Origin of the sequence: Photorhabdus cinerea (assembly GCF_011189575.1) — a bacterium.
Lineage (GTDB): Bacteria > Pseudomonadota > Gammaproteobacteria > Enterobacterales > Enterobacteriaceae > Photorhabdus > Photorhabdus cinerea.
In genome coordinates this window covers 1-983 of record NZ_PUJW01000116.1, presented here as the reverse complement: position 1 = coordinate 983, position 983 = coordinate 1, and the positions used below count along the sequence as shown (strand labels likewise).

Here is a 983-nt window from a genome sequence, read left to right as displayed (position 1 = left end):
CTCAGTTATGCGCAATTGAATGCTCGCGCCAACCGGCTGGCCCATCAGCTGATTGCTTTGGGCGTGGAGCCGGACCAGCGGGTGGCGATTTGTGTATCACGTTCCCCGGCTATGGTGGTGGGCATATTGGCGGTACTGAAAGCGGGCGGGGCTTATGTGCCGCTGGACCCGACCTATCCGAGTGAACGTCTGACCCACGTTCTGCGTGATGCCGCGTCATCAGTGATACTGGCTGATGAGGCAGGCTGCGTTGTATTGGGTGAGGAAGCGCTGGGCGGACTGACGGTGCTGGACCCGAATATCTTGCCTGACCAGAGGGAGACGAATCCGCAGATAGCCGGGCTGACACCACGGCATCTGGCGTATGTGATTTATACCTCCGGTTCGACGGGGATGCCGAAAGGCGTCATGGTTGAACATGATTCGCTGTTAAATCTGCATGGAGCGCTGACCGCCCGCGTATTTGCGCCTTCCTCATCTGCGCCTTACCGGGTTAGTCTGAACGCCAGTATTGCCTTTGATGCGGCATTGCAAAACTTACTGGGTTTGTTGAATGGTTATACGCTGGTCATTGTGCCCCAGGATGTACGGGCGGACAGTGCGGCCTTCTTGCAGTTTTTAGTCACGACCAATCTGGATGTGCTGGACTGTACGCCAATGCAATTAGAGATGTTGTTGGCCGCGGGTTTGTCTGAATATAACAAAGCGCTGGTGCTGTTGATTGGGGGAGAACCCATATCCATCCAAACCTGGCAGACAATAGCGGGGATGGCGCAGTTGACGGCCTATAATGTCTACGGCCCGACGGAATGCACGGTGGATGCGACGCTGGCCGGTATAGAGGCCGCGCATCCTTATCCGACAATCGGACGTCCGCTGACCAATACCCGTCTGTATTTACTGGATAGTGAGGGACATCCTGTGCCGCTGGGGGCGATAGGGGAATTGTACATAGGTGGCGCGGGAGTGACGCGAGGCTACCT

Annotated in this window: 1 protein-coding gene; it reads left to right on the top strand. The window is 56.5% G+C overall.

The features are described from left to right. A partial coding sequence (locus C5469_RS22855; protein ID WP_166310990.1) for an AMP-binding protein occupies positions 1-983 on the top strand: 983 nt, incomplete at both ends.